Raw genomic sequence first — 18,759 nt, forward strand, 5'->3', positions numbered from 1 at the left:
AACCTTACTCAATAGTAGTGACCAGCTCGCCGATTGCAGCGATGCGAGCCTTGATGACATCGCCCGGTTCCAGAGAGCGAGGGGGTTGCATGGCAAAGCCCACCCCAGAGGGTGTACCCGTCGCAATAATGTCCCCCGGCTCCAAGGTCATGCCCGCCGACAACTGGGCGATGATGTGGGACACATCAAACAGCATGTCCGAGGTATTGGCGGATTGGCGCAGTTCGCCGTTCACTTCCAATTCAAGATCCAGCGCGTTGGGGTCTGCAATAGCCGTCTTCAGGGTCACCACGGGCCCAATCGGGCATGTGCCGTCCAGAGATTTGCCCTTGAACCATTGGCCATGCAGCGCTTGCAGGTCGCGCGCCGTAATATCGTTGATCACCGTGTAGCCAAAGACATAATCCAACGCGTCTTCAGGGCTAATGTCGCGGCCTTCCTTGCCGATCACAATGCCCAGCTCCACTTCGTAATCCAGCATTTTGGTATGAGCGGCATGACGGCTGACCAAAGCCTGATGCCCGACTACGGTAGTAGGCGGTTTGCTGAAAAACTCCAGCGCCTTGGGGAATTCATCTGCAGCACGACCACGTGCCAGATTGCCTTCCACGATATGGGCACGGTAGTTACGGCCTACACAGAAAATATTCTTAGAGGGGTTGGGGATCGGGGCCAGAATGCACAGATCCTGGGCGGCATAAATAAGGGCATCGGCTTGGCCCGCCTGCTCCAACAAGAGCTGCAGGCTGATCAACACCTCATCACCCATAAAAATGGCATCGATGACTTCTGTGGGAGCCGGGCGACCGCTTAAAGGATGTTCAACCCTCTTCCAGGCCTGCGTCAGATCCAGCACGCGATCATCGTCCAGCATTGCGCCCAAACGCGTTTCCCCCGCGTCTACAAACGTCAGTAACTTCATTACAGCGAACCTCCCGATGGGATATTGTTAGAACTGTTCAGGGTTTGCGTCAGCAATCCTTGCACGTGCTCACGCGCCAATCGGTCAGCCAGTGCCCCGTCTCGTTTTTCAATGGCGTCGATCATGGCCAGATGCTCGGCCAAGGACTCATGCGCACGCTTCAGGCGTTCGATGGTTTTGGTCTTGAGCATGTCGCGGTGCCCAAAGGACTTCCAGACTTTCTCCAACAAGCTGTTGGCGGCCAAGCGCATGATGGCGGCGTGAAACTCCACGTTGGCAGCGGCGTACTCACTGACGCGCTCCTCCAGATTGTCTGGATTGAAGGGTGCAAACAGCGCACGCAAGGCATCTACATCCCGCTGCGAGGCATTCAAGGCGGCTTCACGGGCTGCAAACGCTTCCAGCTCGATACGCAGCTTTAGCCATTCGATGTAGTCCTTTTTGGTCAAAGGCGAGAGCAAAGCACCGCGCCGAGGCTCCATCGTCAAAATCCCCTCTTGCCCCAAACGCAGCAGCGCTTCTCGCACCGGCGTACGGCTGACATTGAGCATCTTGGCCAGTTCCTCTTCCCGAACCCGCACCGGCTCATCAATGTTTTTCACCAGGCCAAGAACGTGAGCACGCACCGACTCATACACCCCATCGCTGTGACTTGCTGTTTTGATCGTGGACATTGCTTTCCTATTTTGCATTCATTTTTTATGAATTGTATACAAGATTGAATATTGGTACACATTAGTGTTTGTACGAACAAGCCAGCTTCAAGCACCGATACGTATTTACTCGTTGCCTATCTGTCACATGCCTGTCTAGTGAGCTGGCTAATCCAAGTGAAGTGGGGCAACACAAGACGCAAAAAAGCCCTGACAAGCAGACGCTTGCCAGGGCTTTGGATGTTCAGTTCTGCTAAGAGCTAAGCCTTAGAACGGAATATCGTCATCCATATCGGCCAGATTATCCGACATAGGCGCAGTATTACGTGGGGCCTGTTGTTGTTGCTGTTGTTGCTGCTGAGGAGCTGGGCGTTGAGCGCGTTGTTGTGGGGCAGGAGCACCACCGCCAGCGCCGCCGCCGTATTCGCCACCACCCATGCTGCCACCGCCGCCGCTCATATCGCCATCACGGCCACCCAGCATTTGCATTTGCTCGGCGATAATTTCCGTGGTGAAACGCTCCTGACCATCCTGGCCTGTCCATTTACGGGTGCGCAGACGACCTTCTACGTAAACAGGGCGACCTTTACGCAGGTACTCACCTGCAATTTCAGCCAGACGGTTGTAGAACACCACACGGTGCCATTCCGTTTCCTCGCGCTTTTCGCCGGAGGTACGGTCTTTCCACTGCGAAGTCGTGGCAATGGAAATATTGCAGATGGCCGAGCCTTCCGCGCTGTAGCGTACTTCTGGGTCGCGACCGAGATTGCCCACCAGAATGACTTTATTTACCGATGCCATGAAAAAATCCTGTAGTCAAAATTTCAATATCAAGCCGTATTATCGTGGATTCGTGCCTTAATTAACACTCCCTTCCCACTCCAGAAAGGGCAGTTTTGTCCATGCAAACGATCCACGTACGACACGTTGAACTGCACATCAGGCTCACCGCAACGCGCAGCCTGCCATGCCCAGCTCGTAATTCTTAGGGCCGATCCGGCCACTTTACTTGCTGCTGCCTGCCACGTCTTCGTGCAAGCGTAACAGGCAATGCCCATCAGTATTTATCTTTGAAACCGCGTGCTGTCAGCAGCCAAAGCAGGGCCAGGCCTGCGCCCACCCACAATACCCACTGGATCTGCCCTTGCCCTGCCAGCACACCTCCGATCAGCCCGCCGGCGAATACGCCCAGGGATTGAGAGGTGTTGTAAAAACCCAGCGCCAAGCCTTTATATTCTGGTGGTGCCACACGCGACACCAAAGACGGCTGCAACGCTTCCAGAATGTTGAAACCAATAAAAAAGAAGGTCAGCGCAGCGACCATCGGTGCCAAGGAAGCACGAGCCCAAGGCATCACCGCCAAGACCACCACCAGCAACAACACCGCCAGCTCCAGCGCTTGTTTATGTCGTTTGCGCGTCTCGGTCCAGAACACGGCCGGCACCATCAGCACAAAGGACACCAGGATGACAGGCAGGTAAACCTTCCACAAATCCTGAGTGCCGTAACCGCCCAAGGTCGCCAAAATGCCAGGCACCACGATGAACAGGGACATCAGGATAAAGTGCAGACAGAACACACCAAAGTTCAGACGCAATAAATCCATGTGGCGCAGCACCTGCCCGGCAGTGACCTGCACGATGGAAGCCGGCGCTTTAGGCGCACTGGGCACCACAAAGGCGGCAACCAACAGACATACAAAGCCCAGCAAGCTGATGGCCCAGAACAGCCCGGACAGGCCAAACTGCCCCACCAGCACCGGCGAGAGCACCAGCGATACGGCAAAGGACAAGCCAATTGAACCGCCCACCATGGCCATTGCCCGTGTACGCACCTCCGGCCGTGTAGAATCAGCTACCCAAGCCGAGATTGCAGCAGAGACTGCACCCAGGCCCTGAACACATCGACCGACGGTTACCCAATCAATACTCTGGGCCATCGCCGAGATCACCCCACCGATCACGAACAAGGCCATACCGATCACGATAATTGGCCGGCGCCCAAAGCGGTCCGAAGCCATGCCCAAGGGAATTTGCAAGACGGCCTGAGTCAAACCATAGGCACCGAGTGCCAAACCCACACGGGCAGCATCGTTTCCGCCAGGCAGGGAGTGGGCGGCGACCGCAAAGACCGGAGTCAGTAAAAACAGACCCAGCATCCGACAGGCAAACAACAAGGCCAACAGGATGCTGGCCTTACGTTCCTGCGGAGTCAGACTTAGACGCGCTGGGCGAGCCCCGGCCGTATTCATGGTTTGGTGTGTACTCATTTAATACTCTGTCACAACTGGGCTGCCAGAGAGCCCGGCCACCCGATCACATAAATCCTGACGCAACGCGCTATAGTAGCAAGTTGCCTTTTGACAAGCCTAAATAAAGCGATGGAAGCCATCCGCATTCGTGGTGCTCGTACCCACAACCTGAAAAATGTCTCCGTAGACCTGCCACGCCACCAGTTGGTCGTGCTAACGGGGCTGTCCGGTTCTGGGAAATCATCTCTAGCCTTCGACACTTTGTATGCCGAAGGCCAGCGACGCTATGTGGAGAGCCTGTCCGCTTATGCACGTCAGTTCTTGCAACTGATGGACAAGCCAGATGTGGACTTGATCGAAGGTTTATCGCCTGCCATTGCCATCGAGCAAAAGGCGGCAGGCCATAACCCACGTTCCACCGTCGGAACCACGACTGAAATCCACGATTATTTGCGCCTATTGTACGCGCGGGTCGGGACTCCTTACTGCCCGGAACACCACTTGGCCCTGCAGGCTCACAGCGTGAGCCAGATGGTAGACCAGATTCTGCAATGGGAGCCTGAATCCCGCATTGCTGTACTGGCGCCTATGCATCGCAAGCTGGTGGGTAATCTGCAGCTTGAGCTGCGCGGACTGCAGGCCCAAGGCTTTGTACGGGTACGAGTGGATGGCGAGATCTCCAGCATTGAAGACTTGCCTGCGCTTAATGCCGAGCAAGCGCATGATCTGGATCTGGTCATAGACCGGCTGCGTATCCGGCCCGATAGCCAACAACGCTTGGCCGAGAGCCTGGAAACCGCCCTGGTTACCAGCAACGGACGTTGTCTGGTCGTGAATCTGGACACCGGTCTGGAACAACCATACTCCAGCCACTATGCCTGCCCGGTTTGCGATTACTCCCTACCCGAACTAGAGCCACGCCTGTTCAGCTTCAATAATCCAGCAGGTGCCTGCCCGGACTGTAGCGGTCTGGGGCAAGTGGACGTGTTTGATCCAGAACGTGTGGTGGCTTTCCCAGAATTAAGTCTGGCAGGCGGTGCTATTGCGGGCTGGGACCGACGCAACGCCTTTACCTATACCTTGCTGACCAGCCTGGCGGCCCACTATCACTTTGATATCGAGGCCCCATTCGACTCTCTGCCAGCAGAGCTGCGTCACACCGTGTTGTACGGCTCCGGGGCTGAAGAAATCCCCTTTCTGTATCTGAATGAGAAAGGTCGCACCACAGTTAAAACTCACCCATTTGAAGGGGTGATTCCGAATCTGCAACGTCGCTGGGCCGAAACCGATTCCAGCGCCGTGCGCGAGGAACTGAACAAGCTGCGTCGCACCCAGACCTGCCCGGCCTGCCAGGGCGCACGTCTGCGGCTGGAAGCACGCCATGTCCGTATTGGTGACGACCCGATCCCCAGCCATGCCGGATGCAAACACCATGCTGGTATCGCATCTATCAGCACAACGGCTATCAGCGCCGACAGCACCGCACTGTCCGCAGTAGCAAGTTCCGCCCCTCAAGGGCAAGCCAAGGGTTTGGCCATTTACGAGGTTGAAGCCCTAGCCTTGTCGGACTGCCTGCAATGGTTCAAGAACTTGTCACTGACAGGTGCGAAAAAAGAAATTGCGGATCGCATCGTGCATGAAATCCAGCTACGGCTGGAATTCTTGAACAATGTGGGACTGAACTACCTGTCGCTGGACCGTAGCGCCGATACCATTTCCGGTGGTGAAGCCCAACGTATTCGCTTGGCCAGCCAGATCGGTTCAGGCCTGACGGGTGTGATGTATGTGCTGGACGAACCATCCATCGGCCTGCACCAACGCGACAACGACAAGCTGATCCAGACCTTGCAGCATCTGCGCGATCTGGGCAATAGCGTGATCGTAGTCGAGCACGATGAAGACATGATTCGCACAGCCGACTATGTCATTGATATGGGCCCTGGCGCTGGTGAACATGGTGGTCAGATTACCGCCCAAGGCTCGCCCGCTGAATTGGCGGCAGACCCGAACTCACTGACAGGGCAGTACCTGTCCGGGAAGCGCAAGATTGCCATTCCCAAGCGTCGCCCCGTGAACGACAGCCTGAACTGGCTGCGTCTGTACGGTGCCAGCGGCAATAACTTGAAATCGGTAGACCTGGCAATTCCAGCTGGACGGCTGGTCTGCATTACCGGCGTGTCCGGCTCGGGCAAATCCACGCTGATCAACGACACACTGGCCACCGCCTTCTCGCATTTGCTGCACCGTGCCCATGCTGAACCTGCGCCCTATGACCGCATGGAAGGCCTGGAGCATTTCGACAAGATCATTAACGTAGACCAAACCCCGATTGGTCGCACACCACGCAGTAACCCGGCCACTTACACCGGCATGTTCACCGCCATTCGTGAACTCTTTGCCAGCGTCCCAGAGGCGCGTTTACGTGGCTACGACCCAGGGCGCTTCTCCTTTAACGTCAAAGGTGGCCGCTGCGAGGCTTGCCAGGGCGATGGCGTGGTCAAGGTAGAAATGCACTTTCTACCCGACGTCTATGTGCCATGCGATGTCTGCCAAGGACGCCGCTATAACCGTGAAACGCTGGATATACGCTATCGCGGCCGCAATATCAGCGAAGTGCTGGAACTGACGGTCGAACAGGCGATGGAATACTTCGATGCCGTGCCTACCGTGGCCCGCAAGCTGACGACTTTGATCGACGTGGGTCTGTCTTATATCCGCTTGGGTCAAAGCGCTACTACGCTGTCGGGCGGTGAAGCCCAACGGGTGAAATTGTCACTGGAACTGTCCAAGCGCAGCACTGGCCAGACGCTGTATGTGCTGGACGAACCCACAACCGGCCTACACTTCCAGGACATTGCTGTTTTGCTGGAAGTCTTGGACAAGCTGGTGGAGTCTGGCAATAGCGTCGTCGTCATTGAGCACAATCTGGATGTGATAAAAACGGCGGACTGGGTGGTCGATATGGGACCGGAAGGCGGCCATGGTGGCGGTCAAATTGTGGTGCAGGGCACCCCGGAAACCGTCGCGGCCTGCGAGCAAAGCCATACAGGCAACTATCTGAAGCCTTTGCTAATGCGTTAAAGGCCTGCCTTTACAGGACTCCTCCTGTAGATGGGCCTTACCGCAGCGTCCCGACGCCATCAACCCTATGTATACGTGCCGGCCTCTTCGCGAAACAAGCCCAGCAGACTCACATCTTGAAAATGGCGTCGTGCTCGCGGATCGCGTGGCGGTCCGTCATGCCCGCAATGTAGTCAGCAATGGCGCGGGCCTGTGCAATCGGATCTTCACGCCTATGTTCCGCTGCCAACAAGCGCGGATCTTCCACAAAAGCCTGAAACAGTTCACGCACGATGTTTTGCGCCTTGCTCATCATGCGCACCACTTTGTAGTGGCGGTACAGATTAGCGTGCAAAAAACGTTTGAGTTCATCGGCTTGGGCGCGCAGCTCTGGCGAAAATCCAGCCAAGCGCGGTAGATGTCGAATCGCGTCCACGCTGTCGGGGCGATGCTCCTCCAGCTTGGCACGTGTCGTTTCCGTCAAATCCACCACCAAGGTGTTGATCATGCCGCGAATGATTTCCGCCACCAGCCGCTGACCATTCAAACCCGGATACTGGGCCTGAACGCGTTCGTAATGATCACGGAACAGCCGCAGTTCCAGCAACTGCTCCAACCGGATCAGGCCGGAACGTAGTCCGTCATCAATATCATGATTGTTGTAAGCAATTTCATCGGCCAGATTGGCCATTTGCGCTTCCAGCGACGGCTGGGTGCGTTCAATAAACCGTTGGCCGACATCGCCCAACTCGCGGGCATGTTTCAACGAACAGTGCTTCAAAATCCCTTCGCGGGTTTCAAAACACAGGTTCAAGCCATTGAAAGCGGCATACCGCTCTTCCAGCTCGTCCACAATGCGCAGGCTTTGCAAATTATGCTCAAAGCCCCCTGCTTCGGGCCGCAGCTCTTGCATGCAGCTATTCAGCGTGTCCTGGCCGGCGTGACCAAAGGGCGTGTGGCCCAGATCATGGGCCAGAGAAATCGCCTCAATCAGATCTTCATGCAAGCCCAGATTACGAGCAATGGCCCGCGCCAACTGGGCTACTTCCAGGCTGTGCGTCAATCGTGTTCGGAATAAATCACCTTCGTGGTTAATAAAAACCTGGGTTTTGTATTCCAGCAAACGAAAGGCATTGCAGTGAATAATCCGGTCGCGGTCCCGCTGAAAAGCATTACGGCCTTGAGGCGCTGCCTCTGCATAACGCCGACCGCGGGACTGTTCAGGGTGACAGGCATAAGCGGCAAGCATCTGCATCGGGTTTACTCCTGTTCCACCGTTGTAAAACGAGCCAGTACCTGGCGCACAACATCAGGCGCAACCGCCTGTACCTTGGCATGACCTAACTTATCCAGCAGGACAAAGCGCAGCTGGCCACCTTCGTTTTTCTTGTCCACCTGCATCAGCTCCAGCCAGCGCTCGGCAGGCCATTGCGGCGGGTTGATCGGGCAGCCACTGGCTTGCACCAGCGCCTTGATACGGGCCACATCCTGAGCCGGCAGGCCGCACACCAAGGCAGATAGCTCGGCGGCCATAATCATGCCGCAGCCCACCGCTTCGCCGTGCAGCCATTGGCCGTAGCCCATGCCAGATTCAATCGCGTGCCCAAAAGTGTGACCAAAATTCAGGATCGCACGCAGGCCAGACTCACGCTCGTCCTGCGAAACAACTTCAGCTTTAACTTCGCAGGAACGGCGAATCGCGTAGACGATCTGCTCTTGCTCCAAGGTACGCATGGGGCCAACCTGCTCTTCGCACCAGTCAAAGAAGTCCAGGTCGTAAATCATGCCGTATTTGATGACTTCAGCCAGACCAGCGGAAATCTCGCGGGCGGGCAGTGTCTTGAGCACCTCCGTGTCCACTTCAACCGCAATAGGCTGGTAGAACGCGCCCACCATATTCTTACCTAGCGGATGGTTGATCGCTGTTTTGCCACCAACCGAGGAATCTACCTGCGCCAGCAAAGTCGTAGGCACCTGCACAAAACGCACGCCCCGCATGAAGCAGGCAGCCGCAAAGCCTGCCATATCGCCAATCACGCCGCCGCCCAAAGCCACGATCAAGGCTTTGCGATCCAGATGCGCACCTAACAGCGCATCAAAAATCAGATTCAGGGATTCCCAGTTTTTATAGGCTTCGCCATCGGGCAGCTCAATCACATGGATAGGTTTGCCCGCTGCGGCCAGCGCTTCTTGCACAGGGGCCAAGTACAAAGCGGCCACCGTCGGATTGGTGACAATGGCAATCGCAGACGTATCGGCTGGCACCGTGTCTGCAAGCTGCGCCAGACGCCCGGCGGCGATATGGATGGGATAAGCGCCACCCTGGGCGTCAACATGCACTACAGACATTTAGCAACCTCGTTCTTTCAACAGGGACAATAAATGGCGCACCGCGTGATGGACTGGCGCCGAGCCAGTCTCAAAGCGGACATCTGCCACTTCTTCATAAAGGGGTTCGCGCGCTTGCAGCAGTTCCTGAATGCGGGCGCGTGGGTCCGCCGTTTGCAACAGCGGCCGGTTACGGTCTCGGGCAACACGGCGGTACAATTCGTCTACCGTCGCACACAAGTACACTACGATACCGCGATCCTGGATAATCTGGCGATTGGCCTCGGACAAAATGGCCCCGCCCCCAGTAGCCAGCACAATACCGGTCTGGCGCGAACAAATATCGAGCACCGCAGATTCACGTTTGCGGAACCCTTGCTCACCTTCGAACTCAAAGATAGTGGACACTCGCACGCCACTACGGGCTTCCAGCTCGTGGTCCAGGTCCATAAACTCGCGTTTGAGCTCTCGCGCCAATTGACGACCGATGGTCGTTTTACCAGCGCCCATCATGCCCACCAAAATAATGGGACGTGGACCAGTTTGTTGTAAATGGAGCAGCTCGGCGTCTGATAAGGGATCAGGATGTTCTACAGGCATCAGCTCGGCGGGTAAAGAGTGGTTCATTTGTGTATTATCCCATTAGCCTTCCCTAAGCACAGTCCGCTGCTTAGTATTATTTTGTTACATTGATACTTGGTTTGAGGCCCAGTCCTGTTGCGTTTGGACTTTAAAATCAGCCCTAATGAGTTCTTCTTCCCGCTCCCCTAATTCAAAACCCGAGCAAAGCTCCGGTTCCTGGCTTGCCCGCCTCATCATCAAGACTTCGGTCTTTTTTGTGGGGCTTGGTCTGTGTGCCGCCCTGCTCGGGTCGCTGGCGCTGGCGCTCGCCTGGCCAAACCTGCCAGATCTCAGCGCCATGATCGACTACCGCCCCCGAGTGCCACTGCGCATTTATACGGCGGACAAGGTCTTGATTGGCGAATTTGGCGAAGAACGCCGCAATGTGTTGCGTTTTGACGAAATTCCCGATGTCATGAAATCGGCCATTCTGGCGGCCGAGGACGACCGTTTCTACCAGCACGGCGGGATTGACTGGATGGGGGTTGGCCGCGCTGCCCTGGCTAATATGACCCAGATGTCCAAGACACAGGGGGCCAGTACGATCACCATGCAGGTGGCTCGTAACTTCTACCTGTCCTCGGAAAAAACCTATACCCGAAAGTTCTACGAACTGCTGTTGACCTTCAAGATTGAGGCCACGCTGTCCAAGGACCAGATTCTGGATCTGTACATGAACCAGATTTATCTGGGCCATCGTGCCTATGGTTTTGCAGCGGCTTCACGTACTTATTTGGGCAAACCACTGGGCGAAATCACAACAGCGGAAGCCGCAATTCTGGCTGGTATCCCCAAAGCGCCTTCGCGCTTTAACCCGATTGCCAACTTCGAGCGTGCCAAAACCCGTCAAGGTTATGTGCTGGGCCGTATGCGCAACCTGGGCTATATCACCGATCAGGAATACCAAGAGGCTCAGGCTCAGGAAATCGTCGTTAAATCGGCGTTGGGCACGCCTGCTGGCGGATACGCTATTCACGGTGAGTACGCCGCTGAACTGGCTCGCCAACTGCTGTACGGTGTCTACCAGGACAATGTGTACTCACGCGGTTTTAATATTTACACCACTATCAAGTCCAGCGACCAGGAAGCGGCTTACCTGGCCGTTCGTAATGGTATTTTGGACTACACCCGCCGTGCGCCCTATACAGGCCCACAAGGTCAGGTAGATTTGCCCGCTGGTATTGAAAACGATCACGCCCAGCTGGACGCCATTCTGGACGAGATGCAAGATAAGTACCCGGATACCGGCGACCTGCTGACGGGTGTGGTGCTAGATGCCAACCCCAACCAGATTCGTGTTGCCCGTACCGCCCAGCAGATTATTGACGTCAACGACAAGCGCGCCTTGAAGATTGTGGCTCGCGGTCTGGTCAATAACGCCAAGGCAGACGTGCGCATCCAGCGCGGCTCGGTCATTTATCTGTTCCGCAACGGCGATTACTGGGAAGTGATCAATATGCCGGCAGTGCAAGCGGCCTTTGTGTCGGTACGCCCGCAAGATGGTGCAATTCAGGCCATGGTGGGTGGTTTCCACTTCTCGGACGGGAAGTTCAACCGCGTCACCCAAGCCTGGCGTCAGCCCGGTTCAGCCTTCAAGCCCTTTATTTACGCCTCCTCGCTGGAGCGTGGCCTGACTCCTGCCACCCAGATTTCGGACGAACCTTTCGTTCTGACAGCAGCCCAGACCGGTTCCAAACCCTGGACGCCCAAGAACTACGGACGCACCTACGAACCCATGCTGACCATGCGTCAAGGGTTGTACAAGTCCAAAAACATGGTGTCCATCCGTATCATGCAGGCGGTCGGTCCCAAGTACGTACAGGAATATGTAACCCGCTTTGGTTTCGATAAAGCGCGTCAACCTGCCGTTCTGCCACTGGCCCTGGGTGCTGGTAGCGTGACGCCACTGCAAATGGCCGGTGCTTACTCGGTTTTTGCCAATGGCGGCTACCGTACTGAGCCCTTCCTGATCGACTACGTCACTGACAGCACTGACAAAGTCATCATGCGCGCCAAGCCGATTGTAGCTGGCGATGCCGCTGCCCGCGCTATCGACGCCCGCACGGCTTACGTCATGAACGACCTGCTGCGCGGTGTGGCCACCTCCGGTACGGGTGCCCGTGCCTCGCGCGAACTGAAGCGTACAGACATCGGCGGCAAGACGGGTACCACCAACGATTCGCAAGACGCCTGGTTTGCCGGTTACACGCCAGATCTGGTCGGTATTGCCTGGATGGGCTTTGACAAGCCACGCAGCCTGGGCTCAGGTGAAACCGGCGGTGGTGCATCCATGCCGATCTGGATCAACTACATGCGCGCTGCGCTCAAAGACAAACCTATCGTGCCTCAGGGCCCGCTGCCTTCGGGTCTGTCGCGCATCAATGGGGACTTCTACTTTGACGAATTTCCTCCCGGACAAGCCATTGCCCGTGTAGGCCTGCCCGCTCCGGGTGACGGCAGCCTGCAACAAGGTGACGGTGGTGGACAAAACGATGGCATTGGCGACCTGCTGCGGCAACTGGATTCTGACTCCGGTTCCTCGGGCGCCGAAACCCAGCCTTTCGTCCCCTTCTAAACCTTGCTACCCAAACGCCGGCCCAGCCGGCGTTTTTTATGCTTTGCCCTTCTCGATGGCATAATGTTCCGCATTGTCCGCACTAGCTCACCACCTTATGAACAAACTACGTTCCTCCCGCCTGCTGACCTTGCTGGCACTTAGCGTTTTTCTTAGCGCTTGCGGCTACAAAGGTCCCTTGTACCATCCTCCTGCGCAGGAAGCAGCGGACGCCCAAACAGCGCCGCGCTGATTTCCGCCCTGCTCGCTTAACCCCTGTTATTTGACGACACCATGACTGTTGCACCTCACTTCCAATTTCAGAACAACACGCTGCACGCCGAGCAGGTTCCCCTGAGCAAGCTGGCTGAAGAGTTCGGCACCCCTCTGTATGTGTATTCCCGCCAAGCCTTGCGCGACGCCTGGGAGTCCTATCGAGTGGCAGGTCAGGATCGCGAGTTATTGGTGTGTTATGGCATGAAGGCCAACTCCAATCTGGCCATTTTGCAAGAATTCGCCCGCCTGGGTACCGGTTTTGACATCGTTTCAGGCGGTGAACTGGCCCGTGTAATCGCCGCTGGTGGTGATCCAGGCAAAGTGGTGTTTTCTGGTGTGGGCAAACAAGTTTGGGAAATTGAAGCCGCCCTGAAAGCGGGCGTGAAATGCTTTAACGTCGAATCCGAAGACGAGCTGGAGCGTGTCGCCCAGGTTGCTGAACGCATGAATGTGAAAGCGCCTGTTTCCTTGCGCGTGAATCCGGACGTGGACGCAGGCACCCACCCGTACATTTCCACCGGTCTGAAAGACAATAAATTTGGGGTGCCTATTGATCAGGCTCCACGCATCTACGCCCGTGCCCAGCAACTGCCCAGTCTGAACATCGTGGGGGTGGACTGCCACATTGGCTCGCAGATTACCGAAGTCAGCCCCTATCTGGACGCGCTGGATAAGCTGATCAAGCTGATCCTGGCCCTGAAAGAACAAGGCGTGAACCTGATTCACCTGGATTTGGGCGGTGGCTTGGGTATCCGTTACACCGATGAAACCCTAGTGACACCTACCCAGCTGTTGACCGAAGTCTTTGCCGCATTGGACAAGAATGGCCTGGGTCATCTGGAAATCGTGCTGGAACCCGGCCGTTCCATGGTGGGTAACGCTGGCGTGCTGCTGAGCCGAGTGGAATACCTCAAGCATGGTGAGACCAAAAACTTCGCCATCATTGACGCGGCCATGAACGATTTGATCCGCCCCACCCTGTACGACGCCTGGCACAGTGTGGAAGCCGTAGAGCCTCGCCCTGTGACCGAGAGCACACCCCGCTACGATCTGGTTGGCCCTATCTGCGAAAGCGGCGACTGGCTGGCTCGGGATCGTCAGCTGGAATTGAAACAAGATGATTTACTGGCCATTATGTCGGCCGGTGCGTACGCCTTCACCATGGCCAGCCAGTACAACACCCGCCCCCGTGCGGCTGAAATCCTGGTCGATGGCGATCAAGCTCACGTGATCCGCCCCCGCGAAACCCTGGAAAGTCTGTTTGCCACCGAACGATTGCTGCCCTGATCCCTGGCAGGAATACAGGTAACAACCATTCAGCCTTAAAGAACTCTAGAATCTGACCGTAAAACAGGCCGGGACTGCACTGCCATCAGCAGGCACAGCAGTCCCGGCCTGTTGCGTCCTTGCCGGGAAAGCACAGATTTCGCTGTCAGTGGCCAGACAGTTCGATGGTAAGCGCTGGAGGCTGTACCACCATCATGACCACCCCAGGGATACCGACACACGGCTTTGAGCCTGTTACCTCGGCCAGCGAACGCTTGATTCGCGGCTTAAGTCTTTACGTCATCCCTTTGTTTCTGATCGTGCTCACCTTATGGGCACTGCTGTTCCTGCCCAATCGCTACCCCACCGCCCCTGGCCAGAGTTTGAGCATTCAGGCATTGGCCAGCCAGCAAGAGCATGCAGATCCAGAGTTACTGACACAGTTAGAAAGCGCCCCGGCCGGACCTCGGCTGCACCTGAGCGAACCTCACTGGTTGCTGCTCAAACTGCCCGAACCCCATACTCAACTAGAAGAAGTCCTGCACTTTCCTGCCTCGCCGGTATCCTCGCTGCACTGTGAGAATGCTTACACGGGCGAAACCCTGCGCAACAGCGAGCTGGCCCCTCCTGCCCCTCTATCGCCTGCCCCTGTCAAAAGCTTCACCCTGGAGCTGGGCTCCGCTAATAACCCCACTGCGGTTTTGTGCCGAGTTGAAACCTCGCGCCCCACGCTGCTGCAAGCCCAACTGTGGGCCAGTGCCGACATTACAAACTCCTCGATTCGTCTTAGCCGTGGCATAGGACTGCTGGAAGGCGGCTTGCTGACCATGGCTATGTTCATGCTGGTTCTGGCGGCCACCAACCGCGCCTGGATCTATCTGCTGCTGTCAGTCTGGCTGATTGGCAATCTGCGCCTGGGTTCCATGGCCATGGGCTGGGACACCCAGTGGCTAGGCCAAATACTGCCCTCGCAATACATGCCGGTGCTGCGCCAGGTGACCATCGCCTGCTACTTCATTCTGAGCTACTCCCTGTTCACCGTTTTGCTGGGCAACTCCATCACCACCGGTCGCCTGCAACGCCTGCTACCTACAGTGGGCATATTAGGTTTGATCCTGTTGCCCGTGGCCTTGCTGGCCCCGGCCTACATCTTCCAGCCCATCATGTGGCTTAGCACCATCTACGCCCTGTGCTTCGTCTCTGCCGTCTTGCTGTCCATCCTGCTGCATACCCGCTCGCGCATCCTGCTATGGCAACTGGTGCTGCTCAGCATGGCGCTATGTATGCTGATCTCGGCCATCTTCCTGGTGGCCTTTGGCCGTTCCAGCTTTGTAGAGAACTTCAACGGCGTCATCGCCTTCTTGTTGTCTAACCTGATGGTGGCCCTGGCCGTAGGCGAGCGCCTGCGTGAAGACCGTAGCGAATCCCTGCGCGCCCGTAACGAGCTGATGGCGCATTACCTGCTGACTCCCGTTGGCATGTTTACCCTAAACGAAGCCGACGTTTTTGTACGCATCAGCCCCATGCTGGCCCGTATGCTCAACATCGAAGACGACCCAAACGAAAGCACCATTTACTGGACAGATTTCTTCCCGGAACAAGACTGGAAAGCCGTCGCACAAAGCACTCAGAATGGTCAGGACGTCACCATTACCCACTACGACACAAACGCCCAGCCTTGCCAGTTCGCCTTGCGCGTTGCCATCGTCAACCAGAGTATTGAAGGCTCCTTGCAAGACATCACGGCCCGCGCCGAGACCTACCGCCAACTACGTCTGATGGCCGACAACGACCCGGTCACCAACGTCCTGAACCAACGCGGCATCGAAAAAGTCCTGGATGGCCTCCTGAATCGCGGCCAGGACGACAAGCCCTGCCTGCTGGCCTACCTGGATCTGAACCACATCAAATACGTCAACGGCACCTTCGGCCACTCCTCTGGGGATGCTCTGCTCCTGAAAGTCTGCGAACAACTGGAATCCGTCCTGCGCAGCAAAGATAAAATCGGCCGTATCGGCAGCGACGAATTCGTCATTGTTTTTGAAGATTGCGAACCCGAACAAGCCCGCGTGCTGGCCAATAGCGTGCTGGAATCGCTGAACAAAAGCCCCTTGATCGCAGGCAACCGCAGCTTTAATCTGCGCAGCACACTGGGTCTGGTCGAAGTTGCACCAGGAATGGCGCCCCAAGAAGCCATTTCTGCGGCCAGCCGAGCCGCCCGCGATGCTCGCCGCCTGCATCAAGACATGATCATCTACGAGCAGGACTCCAATGCCCTGCAAGAACACGCCGAAGAACTGCGCCTGTTCGAAGAACTAGAAGGTGGCTCGTCCCGGGCACTGTATCTGGAGATGCAACCCATCGCCGCCCTTCGCCGCCCCATGGACAGCCTGAACTTCGAGGCCCTACTGCGCGTGCGGGACTCCTCCGGCCAACTCATCCCCACAGGCCGCATCATTGCCGCCGCCGAAGAAAGCGGCACCATCACCATCATCGACAAATGGGTGTTCTCCGCGACCCTGGAGTGGATGTCCAAACACGAATCCCAACTAACCAAAACCCAATGGGTCACCATTAACCTGAGCGGCGTGTCCCTGAACGACGACACCTTCATCCAATGGTTCTTCGACATCCTGACTCGCTTTGAGCACCTGGCCCGCCGCCTGTGCGTAGAGATCACCGAAGGCGTCGCGCTGGACGACCTGGAGCACACCCGCAACTTCATGCGCCGACTCCAGCAAATGGGCGTACGCATCGCCCTGGACGACTTTGGTGCAGGCTATACCTCCTTCTCCTACCTGCGCGAACTGCCTGCCGACGCCATCAAAATCGACGGCGCACTGATCTGCGACATGCTCAAGAAAGAAACCAACGTCGCGATTGTGCGTACCATCGTTGAACTGGCCAACAACCTGGGCATGATCAGCATCGCAGAATGGGTAGAAGACGTCCCCACCCTGAAAGCCCTGCAAGAACTAGGCGTGGACTACGTACAAGGCTTCATCATCTCCAAAGCCTGCACCCCGGCCGACCTGCTCAAGGCAGGCTACATAACCGACCTGGTCCACGACGAAGCCGCCCGCCAGTTCCTGATCGAATCCCAAGCCAAATTCCCACCCTCCATGTAAAGCAGACAAGCCCCCCAAGGCCACCAAAAGGCCTTGGGCGCAAACAACAGACCGCACCCCACTCCCGGGACGGAGCACACCCCAGACGCCATAGACAGGCTCTAGAAGCCCTCGCAACGCCATTGCTCAAGCAATGGGCAAGCTCCTCCTCTTCGCCCAGTACTCCAGCGCTGTCTCCGAGCGCTTAAGTCCCCTACAAAGCCCCCAGCCCAACATCAGCCCCAAACGAATCGGCCACAAAAAAACCCGAGTCCGGCATGCAGCCAAACTCGGGTTTTCCATTCTCAAACAAATATTCTGAAACCAAGTTACCAGCCTCAGAACAACAAAAAACTTACAGCTCCCCGTAGGAATGCAGCCCTGACAAGAACATATTCACGCCCAGGAACGCAAAGCTAGTAATCAGCAAGCCACCCAAAGCCCAATAAGCCGCCATCGTGCCACGCAAGCCTTTCAGCAACCGCAAGTGCAACCAAGCCGCATAATTCAGCCAGACAATCAAAGCCCAAGTCTCTTTAGGGTCCCACTGCCAATACGTACCCCAGGCATCAGCGGCCCACAAAGCCCCGAGCACCGTTGCCACCGTAAAGAACGCAAAGCCCACCGCAATGGCGCGGTACATAATATCGTCCAGCACCTCCAGCGAAGGCAGCTTGCGCGAAATCGGGCCACGGAAGTACAGAATCGTCCCCACCATCACACTACCGATACCGAAATACAGCATCCAGGTAGGCGACAACTCCCGCGAGCCAAAAATCATAGGCTCAGCGCACAAAATCGCACCCAACAAGAACACCGGAATCAGCTTGGCACGCGAACGCGTTTCGCCATTTTCCTTAACCAAATACGCAAAGCCCACCATAGCGGCCAAAGAGAACGTACCGTAACCAATAAAATTGGCCGGCACATGCAGCTTCATCCACCAGCTTTTCAGTGCAGGCACCAAAGGCTGAATCTGATGCGCATCACGCGTGAAGGAATACCACAGCAAGAAAACAACCAGCGAACTGATCGCCAACAATACAAAGCCACCCAAGGCACGCGTGCTGTAACGACGCTCGTAATACAAATAGAACAAAGCCGTAATCAGGGCCAGCAACACAAACACTTCATACAGATTGCTGACAGGGATATGACCAATATCCGGGCCCAATAAATGGCCTTCGCGCCAGCGCACCAGCAAACCCGTGGTACCGGCATACACAGCCGCCCAGGTCAGCCCCGAGCCCATCCAGGCAGCGGTATCGCTGAAAAATCCGGCCCAATACATCACCGTGGCCAGAATAAACAGCGCACACATCCACAAAATAGCGGACTGGGATGAGAACAAATACTTGAGCAGAAAAACCGAATCGGCCTTTTCAATATCACCGGTGCTCAGACCATCGCCCGTGCTATACAGCCAGATTGCCAACAGCGCCGTCAAACCAGCCGCCACCAACAAGGTACGTAGCGGCCGCCACAGCCAACCTAGCCAGGCAATAAACGGCACAAAAGCCACCAGAATGATCTTCTCGTAGTAATCCATGCTGGTGCTGTAGGCATTTAGTGCATACGCCGCACCCAAAGCCAGCACGACCAGATACAGCACATCCGTCCAGTCAGGACGGCCACGGATACCGCGCCGGTCACCACTGGAAGCGATATTGTCTTGCCACATAGTGGGAGTGGCCGAAGAAAGGGTCTGCGCCATAGTTACA

Annotated in this window: 13 protein-coding genes; 5 read left to right on the top strand and 8 right to left on the bottom strand. The window is 56.4% G+C overall.

Annotated elements, in window-relative coordinates; translation table 11 throughout:
* Nucleotides 1-4: 4 nt before the first annotated feature.
* The 4 genes from IE156_RS12605 to IE156_RS12620 all read right to left on the bottom strand — a co-directional run bounded on the left by IE156_RS12605 (nt 5) and on the right by IE156_RS12620 (nt 3,844).
* Nucleotides 5-922, bottom strand: a complete 918-nt coding sequence (locus tag IE156_RS12605; RefSeq protein ID WP_189392865.1) for a fumarylacetoacetate hydrolase family protein — start codon at nt 920-922, stop codon at nt 5-7.
* Nucleotides 922-1,596 carry a GntR family transcriptional regulator gene (locus IE156_RS12610; RefSeq protein WP_189392866.1) on the bottom strand — a complete coding sequence of 225 codons (675 nt, stop codon included), beginning with the start codon at nt 1,594-1,596 and terminating at the stop codon, nt 922-924. The genes IE156_RS12605 and IE156_RS12610 overlap by 1 nt, the downstream gene beginning before the upstream one ends.
* A gap of 246 nt (nt 1,597-1,842) precedes the next feature.
* Nucleotides 1,843-2,376 carry a single-stranded DNA-binding protein gene (gene ssb, locus IE156_RS12615; RefSeq protein WP_189392867.1) on the bottom strand — a complete coding sequence of 178 codons (534 nt, stop codon included), beginning with the start codon at nt 2,374-2,376 and terminating at the stop codon, nt 1,843-1,845.
* A gap of 256 nt (nt 2,377-2,632) precedes the next feature.
* Nucleotides 2,633-3,844 (bottom strand): MFS transporter, encoded by a 1,212-nt coding sequence (locus IE156_RS12620; RefSeq protein ID WP_189392868.1) that lies wholly within the window; start codon nt 3,842-3,844, stop codon nt 2,633-2,635.
* Nucleotides 3,845-3,955: 111 nt separating this feature from the next.
* On the opposite strand from IE156_RS12620, the gene uvrA reads away from it, so the two are divergent.
* The gene (uvrA, locus tag IE156_RS12625) at nt 3,956-6,907 is read left to right on the top strand and encodes an excinuclease ABC subunit UvrA (protein ID WP_189392949.1); all 2,952 of its coding nucleotides are present in this window, start codon (nt 3,956-3,958) and stop codon (nt 6,905-6,907) included.
* Between the two features lie 109 nt (nt 6,908-7,016).
* On the opposite strand, the gene IE156_RS12630 is transcribed toward uvrA, so the two are convergent.
* The 3 genes from IE156_RS12630 to IE156_RS12640 are packed head-to-tail and all read right to left on the bottom strand — an operon-like array spanning nt 7,017 to nt 9,841.
* Nucleotides 7,017-8,141 (bottom strand): deoxyguanosinetriphosphate triphosphohydrolase, encoded by a 1,125-nt coding sequence (locus tag IE156_RS12630; protein ID WP_189392869.1) that lies wholly within the window; start codon nt 8,139-8,141, stop codon nt 7,017-7,019.
* Nucleotides 8,142-8,146: 5 nt separating this feature from the next.
* Complete coding sequence (gene aroB, locus IE156_RS12635; RefSeq protein ID WP_189392870.1) at nt 8,147-9,235, bottom strand: 3-dehydroquinate synthase; 1,089 nt, start codon at nt 9,233-9,235, stop codon at nt 8,147-8,149.
* Complete coding sequence (locus IE156_RS12640) at nt 9,236-9,841, bottom strand: shikimate kinase (protein WP_189392871.1); 606 nt, start codon at nt 9,839-9,841, stop codon at nt 9,236-9,238.
* 118 nt (nt 9,842-9,959) lie between these two features.
* On the opposite strand from IE156_RS12640, the gene IE156_RS12645 reads away from it, so the two are divergent.
* From IE156_RS12645 to IE156_RS12660, 4 genes are all read left to right on the top strand, one after another.
* Nucleotides 9,960-12,410, top strand: a complete 2,451-nt coding sequence (locus IE156_RS12645; RefSeq protein WP_189392872.1) for a penicillin-binding protein 1A — start codon at nt 9,960-9,962, stop codon at nt 12,408-12,410.
* Nucleotides 12,411-12,507: 97 nt separating this feature from the next.
* A complete protein-coding gene (gene lptM / locus IE156_RS12650) occupies nt 12,508-12,642 on the top strand; it encodes an LPS translocon maturation chaperone LptM (protein WP_189392873.1) in 135 nt (44 codons plus the stop codon).
* 41 nt (nt 12,643-12,683) lie between these two features.
* On the top strand, nt 12,684-13,952 hold the full coding sequence (gene lysA / locus IE156_RS12655; RefSeq protein WP_189392874.1) for a diaminopimelate decarboxylase: 1,269 nt from the start codon (nt 12,684-12,686) through the stop codon (nt 13,950-13,952).
* Between the two features lie 194 nt (nt 13,953-14,146).
* Complete coding sequence (locus tag IE156_RS12660) at nt 14,147-17,059, top strand: putative bifunctional diguanylate cyclase/phosphodiesterase (protein WP_189392875.1); 2,913 nt, start codon at nt 14,147-14,149, stop codon at nt 17,057-17,059.
* 334 nt (nt 17,060-17,393) lie between these two features.
* Here the strand turns inward: IE156_RS12660 and ccsB are convergent, their stop codons facing one another.
* Nucleotides 17,394-18,752, bottom strand: a complete 1,359-nt coding sequence (gene ccsB / locus IE156_RS12665) for a c-type cytochrome biogenesis protein CcsB (RefSeq protein WP_189392876.1) — start codon at nt 18,750-18,752, stop codon at nt 17,394-17,396.
* Nucleotides 18,753-18,759: the final 7 nt, after the last annotated feature.

This window comes from Alcaligenes pakistanensis (genome assembly GCF_014652815.1).
In the GTDB taxonomy this organism is placed as follows: Bacteria; Pseudomonadota; Gammaproteobacteria; order Burkholderiales; family Burkholderiaceae_B; genus Alcaligenes; species Alcaligenes pakistanensis.

Excerpts from the sequence above, each read along its gene's own strand:
- lptM (WP_189392873.1), top strand. The coding sequence starts at position 12,508 with ATGAACAAACTACGTTCCTCCCGCCTGCTGACCTTGCTGGCACTTAGC.
- uvrA (WP_189392949.1), top strand. The coding sequence starts at position 3,956 with ATGGAAGCCATCCGCATTCGTGGTGCTCGTACCCACAACCTGAAAAAT.
- aroB (WP_189392870.1), bottom strand. The coding sequence starts at position 9,235 with ATGTCTGTAGTGCATGTTGACGCCCAGGGTGGCGCTTATCCCATCCAT.
- IE156_RS12605 (WP_189392865.1), bottom strand. The coding sequence starts at position 922 with ATGAAGTTACTGACGTTTGTAGACGCGGGGGAAACGCGTTTGGGCGCA.
- ccsB (WP_189392876.1), bottom strand. The coding sequence starts at position 18,752 with ATGGCGCAGACCCTTTCTTCGGCCACTCCCACTATGTGGCAAGACAAT.
- IE156_RS12620 (WP_189392868.1), bottom strand. The coding sequence starts at position 3,844 with ATGAGTACACACCAAACCATGAATACGGCCGGGGCTCGCCCAGCGCGT.
- IE156_RS12610 (WP_189392866.1), bottom strand. The coding sequence starts at position 1,596 with ATGTCCACGATCAAAACAGCAAGTCACAGCGATGGGGTGTATGAGTCG.
- IE156_RS12645 (WP_189392872.1), top strand. The coding sequence starts at position 9,960 with ATGAGTTCTTCTTCCCGCTCCCCTAATTCAAAACCCGAGCAAAGCTCC.
- lysA (WP_189392874.1), top strand. The coding sequence starts at position 12,684 with ATGACTGTTGCACCTCACTTCCAATTTCAGAACAACACGCTGCACGCC.
- ssb (WP_189392867.1), bottom strand. The coding sequence starts at position 2,376 with ATGGCATCGGTAAATAAAGTCATTCTGGTGGGCAATCTCGGTCGCGAC.
- IE156_RS12630 (WP_189392869.1), bottom strand. The coding sequence starts at position 8,141 with ATGCAGATGCTTGCCGCTTATGCCTGTCACCCTGAACAGTCCCGCGGT.
- IE156_RS12660 (WP_189392875.1), top strand. The coding sequence starts at position 14,147 with ATGACCACCCCAGGGATACCGACACACGGCTTTGAGCCTGTTACCTCG.
- IE156_RS12640 (WP_189392871.1), bottom strand. The coding sequence starts at position 9,841 with ATGAACCACTCTTTACCCGCCGAGCTGATGCCTGTAGAACATCCTGAT.